A 5,031-nucleotide genomic window follows, 5' to 3' on the forward strand; every position below is an offset into this window, starting at 1 on the left:
GTCACGGCAGGCGGCGCGGGCCCAGCTCGGGCCGCGGCCCGAGGGGCCGTTCCAGCCGCAGGGACACCCCGGTGACGGCGGCGCCCGACGCGCCGGCCGTCACCGGGTTCAGCTCCAGCCGCGCCACCTCGGGCAGGTCGTAGCCGAGCCGCGACACGCGCAGCAGCAGCTCCTCCAGGGCCGCCACCCGCACCGGCTCCGCGCCGCGGTGCCCGAGCAGCAGCGGCGCGGTGCGGATCGCGCGGACCAGCTCCGCCGCCTCCACGTCGGTGAGCGGCGCCAGCCGGTAGGCGCGGTCGTCGAGGAGGGCGGCGGTCTCGTCGGCCAGGCCGAACGACACGACCGCCCCGAACGAGGGGTCCTCCATGGTCACGACGCGCGTCGGCACGCCCGCGCCGCTCTCGGTGATCTCGATGCCGTAGCAGGCGAGCAGCTCGGACGCCTGGTCCGGCGTCGCCTCGACCGGGTCGCCCGCGGCGAGCCACTCCTCCACCAGTGCCCGCGCGCGCCCTCGGTCGGCGCCGGCGAGTTCGGGCGCCCGGCCCGGCGGGCGCCGCCGCCACTGCGCGTACCCGATGACGTAGGCCAGCGCCCGGACGGCGTCCTCCGGAGCGGGATAGGACGGCACCGAGCCCTCCGCCGCCGCCCCGTCCGGGGCGCTCACCCGCAGGTCGGGCGGCATGCCCTCGAAGCCGAGATAGGTCGCGGCGATGGGCTTGCCGGCGCCGTCGGCCAGCCGGCGGATCCGCTCGGGGACGCCGAGGTCGTAGCCGCCGAACGTCGGCGGCGTGAACAGCGCGACGACCGCGTCGACCGCGTCGTCGGCGAGGGCCGCGGCGAGCGCGGCGCCGTACTCCTCCGCGCCCGCCCGGGGCCCGAGGTCGAACCGCCGCCCGACCTCCAGGCCGAGCGCGCCGGCCGCGTCCTGGGCCAGCAGGCCGAGCGAGTCGGAGTTGTCGACGATCGCGATGCGGTTCCCGCCGGGCAGCGGCTGGTAGGCCAGCAGCTGGGCCACGTCGAACAGCTCCGACAGGTCGTCGACGCGGATCACCCCGGCCTGCGCGAACAGGGCGCTGACCGCGTGGTCCGGCAGCGTCAGCGCGCGCGCCGAGTGCCCGATCGGCACGCCCTGGGTGCTGCGGCCGCTCTTGACCGCCACGATCGGCTTGCGGCGCCCCAGCCTGCGCGCGAGCCGCGCGAACTTGCGGGGATTGCCCAGCGACTCCAGGTAGAGCAGGACGGCCTTGGTCGCCGGGTCCTCCTCCCAGTACTGCATGAGGTCGTTGCCCGACACGTCCGCGCGGTTCCCCGCGGAGACGAACGTCGAGAGCCCCAGGCCGCGCGCCGCCGTCCGCTGGAGGATCGCGATGCCCAGCGCCCCGGACTGCGAGAAGAAGCCCACCGGGCCACGTCCCGGCATGGTCGGCGCCAGGGTGGCGTTCAGGCGCACGTCCGGGTCGGTGTTGGCGATGCCGAGGCAGTTCGGTCCCACGACGCGCATGCCGTAGGCGCGCGCGAGCCGCACCAGCTCCTCCTGGGCCGCCCTCCCCTCCGGGCCCGTCTCCCCGAAGCCGGACGACACCACGACCAGGCCGTGCACGCCCTTGCCCGCGCACTGATCGACCACCGCGTGGACGGAGTCGGCGCGCACCGCCACGACCGCGAGGTCCACATCGTCGGGGATGTCCAGGACGGACGCGTACGCGCGGACGCCCGCCACCGCCACCGCCGTCGGGTGCACCGGGTAGACCGGGCCGCTGAAGTCCCCGCCGAGCAGGTTCCGCAGCGCGGTCTGCCCCACGCTGTGCTCGGCCCGGCTCGCGCCGACCACCGCCACCGAGCGCGGGAACAGCAGCCGCTGGATCGACCGCGACTCGGCCCGGTGCTCGCGGGCCGCCGTCACCTCCACCGACGTCTCGGTGGGCGCCAGGTCGAGGACCAGCTCGATCACGCCCTCCTCGAACCGCTGCTCCGCCTGGTAGCCCGCCTCCCGGAACACCCGCGTCATCCGCCGGTTGTCGGGCAGCACGCTCGCCACGAACCGGCGCACCCCCCGCTCCCGCGCGGCCGCCGCGATGTGCTCCAGCAGCACCGCCCCGAGCCCCCGCCCCTGATGCGCGTCCTCCACGAGGAAGGCGACCTCGGCGGTCTCGGGACGCTCCGGAAGCCGGTCGTAGCGGACGACCGCCACCATCTCCTCCGCGATCGTGGCGATCAGCGCGACACGCCGGTCATGGTCCACGGACGTGAAGTGCTCGATCTCACGCTCGGTGAGCCGCGGGCGCGGCGAGAAGAACCGGTAGTAGATCGACTCGGCCGACAGCCGCGCGTAGAAGATCCGCAGAAGCTCGGCGTCGCCCGTCCGGATGGGCCGCAGATGGGCCGTGCCGCCGTCGCTGAGGACGACGTCGGCCTCCCAGTGGTCCGGGTAACGCTCGGTCACGTACCCGAGCGTAAGGCACGCCGCCCCAGGTGGCCGCGCCGGGAAAAACGAGGCTTCCTTGGTTTCGCTGCGCGTTCGAGACCTAATCGGGGGTCAAGAGCTGTTACGGTCGAGCACACGCTGAGAATGCCGCTCGCGCGGGCCGTGTTGATCGAGGTGATGACTCCATGACGCGCGTGGTCGTGGTCGGCGATCTTATGTCAGATACCGTGGCTCGTGCCGCGTTCCCCCTGGCCAAGGGCAGTGACACGCCCGCGGCCGTGACGACCCACGGGGGAGGCTCGGGTGCCAACGTGGCCTCCTGGCTGGCCCTTGAGGGCGTCGAGGTGGCCTTCGTCGGGCGCCGCGGATCCGACATCGCCGGCCGGAACCGGGACATGGAGCTGATGGGGTACGGGGTCGACGCCCGCCTCGTCATGGACCAGGAGCGCCCCACCGGAACCTGTGTGGTGATGGTCACCCATAAGGGCGACCGCACCATGCTGTCGGACCCGGGCGCCAACGCCGCCCTGCTCCCCGAGGACATCGAGCGCTGCAAGGACCTGTTCACGCAGGGCACCCACCTGCACCTGTCGGGTTACTCGCTGCTCAACGAGGGCTCGCGCAAGGCCGCCAAGCACACCCTGGACCTGGCCCGCAAGGCACAGATGTCCATCTCCGTCGACGGCGGCTCGTCCTCCCCGCTCAAGCGGATGGGCGCCGAGCCCTTCCTGGAGTGGACGCAGGGCGCGCGGCTCCTGATCGTCAGGGCCACCGAGGCCGAGATCCTCACCGGCCGGGAGAACCCCGACCAGGCCGCCAAGGTGCTGACCGCCTGGTACCCGCAGGTCGTCGTCAAGGTCGGCGCCGACGGCGCCCTCTGGTACACCAACGGCCGCCCCGAGCCCGTCCGGGTCGCCGCCGAGCCGGTGGAGAAGGTCGTCGACGGCACCGGCGCGGCCGACGCGTTCGTCTCCGGCTTCCTGCCGCCCTGGCTGGACGGCAAGCAGCCCGCCGACGCGCTCACCGCCGGCTGCCGGCTCGCCGCGCGGGCGATGCAGCACCTCGGCGCCCGCCCGTCCCTCGACGTGGTCGACAACCAGATCAAGAACTGACGCCCGCGGCCCCGGCCGGCTCGTCCGGCCGGGGATCCGCGTGCCCGGTTCAGGCCAGCGGCGTGTAGGTGCGCACGTCCTCGCGCACCGCGGCCCACAGCCGGTTCAGCGGATGCCCGGCGTCGTAGCGCTCCAGGTCGGCGCGGCGGACGAACGCGCCGGTCATCAGCTCCGCCTTCGGCTCCAGGTCGTCGTGGAGCTGGATGGCGCGCAGGGGCACGCCGCCCGGATCGTCCTGGCTCGCCATGCCGCGCCCGATCGACCCGGTGACGATCATGCAGCCGCGGACGAAGCCGGACTTCAGCAGCGACAGGCCGTAGCGGACGTCGTCGATGTCGGCGACCACGTTCAGCCGGTCCCGGTAGTTCGGCCCGTACCAGGTGGCCAGCAGGTCGGCGACCAGGCCCGCGGGCGGCAGCACGAGCGGGACCTCGCCCAGCCGGCTCGTCTCGACCGGCGTGCTCGCGAGCTCGGCCTCCGGAAGGTTCGTCAGCAGCAGCGCCCGGCCCCGCGCGTACTCGATGACCTCGTAGTCCTTCAGCCGCAGGTCGCCCTCGGCCGTGCTGACGATGCTGCCGCAGACCAGGTCGACCTGCCGGGTCTCCAGCCGCGACCACAGGTCCTTCGTGCGCACGTGCGCGACCTTGAACTCCACCTCGCGCTGCCGGAACTCCTCCGACACCCGGTTCCACGCCCGCGACACGATCGGCAGGGTGAACTCGGTCGTGCCCACGGTCAGCATCCGGCCGAGCCGCCGCCTGCTCCAGTGGATGGACTCCAGCCATGTCGCGAGCGTCGAGCGCGCGAGCGCCACCTTCGCCTCGCCGGTCGGGGTGAACAGGAAGTCCTTGCCGCGCCCCTGCCGGACCGTCAGCACCTCTCCGCACAGGGCCTGGCTGTTGCGGTTGAGGGTATCGAGCTGCTTCTGGACGCTGGACTGCTCCCGGCCGAGCACGCGGGCCGCGCGCAGCGCCGACCCCGTCTCGTGCACCACGAGCAATGTCCTCAGCTGGTCGAACGTCGTGTCGAGCAGCCCGGACGGGCAGCCGAGGAGCTCGTCGAGGGTCGGGGACACGCTGAGGGACATTACTACCTGTTCTGGAAATGGCCGAGCGTTCACCCCGACGGGAAATGATGACATTTCCCGCTTAACTTATCTCAAGATGTTCTCCCAAACAGCTGGACAGGGTTTTCTGACCTCTAGAACACTTTCGTCTCGTCCCCGACCGAGGAAGTGCACCCGTGAGCCCGTCCGCCCCCGACCGCTCCGTCCCGCCGCGCGCCGACGAGCCCGCCGCACCGGGCACCACCAAGATCGCCGCGCCGCGGCCGGCCGAGCTTGCCGGGATCCGGGTGGAGCCGGGCGACCGGCTCGTGTACCCGCCCGGCGGGGCCGGGACCGCTCCGGGGCGACCCTAGACTCCGGTTCGCCGCGGCACTTCTCCGCCGCGGCGCCCGGGCCGGTCGCCGGCCCGTGCGCGGGGCCGCGCGCAC

4 protein-coding genes are annotated in these 5,031 nt (G+C 73.3%); 2 read left to right on the forward strand and 2 right to left on the reverse strand.

The annotated features are described in order from the left end of the window. Position 1 precedes the first annotated feature (1 nt). On the reverse strand, positions 2-2,443 hold the full coding sequence (locus E1291_RS38945) for a bifunctional acetate--CoA ligase family protein/GNAT family N-acetyltransferase (protein WP_131743038.1): 2,442 nt from the start codon (positions 2,441-2,443) through the stop codon (positions 2-4). Between the two features lie 167 nt (positions 2,444-2,610). On the opposite strand from E1291_RS38945, the gene E1291_RS38950 reads away from it, so the two are divergent. Continuing rightward, entirely contained in the window at positions 2,611-3,537 is a 927-nt protein-coding gene (locus E1291_RS38950; RefSeq protein ID WP_131743039.1) for a carbohydrate kinase family protein, read from the forward strand. 49 nt (positions 3,538-3,586) lie between these two features. Here E1291_RS38950 and E1291_RS38955 read toward each other — a convergent pair whose 3' ends face one another. Continuing rightward, entirely contained in the window at positions 3,587-4,612 is a 1,026-nt protein-coding gene (locus E1291_RS38955; protein WP_207401183.1) for a LysR family transcriptional regulator, read from the reverse strand. A gap of 167 nt (positions 4,613-4,779) precedes the next feature. On the opposite strand from E1291_RS38955, the gene E1291_RS42830 reads away from it, so the two are divergent. Further along, positions 4,780-4,956 (forward strand): hypothetical protein, encoded by a 177-nt coding sequence (locus E1291_RS42830; protein WP_165495509.1) that lies wholly within the window; start codon positions 4,780-4,782, stop codon positions 4,954-4,956. The last annotated feature ends 75 nt before the right edge of the window (positions 4,957-5,031 follow it).

This window comes from Actinomadura roseirufa (assembly GCF_900659635.1).
GTDB lineage: Bacteria > Actinomycetota > Actinomycetes > Streptosporangiales > Streptosporangiaceae > Spirillospora > Spirillospora roseirufa.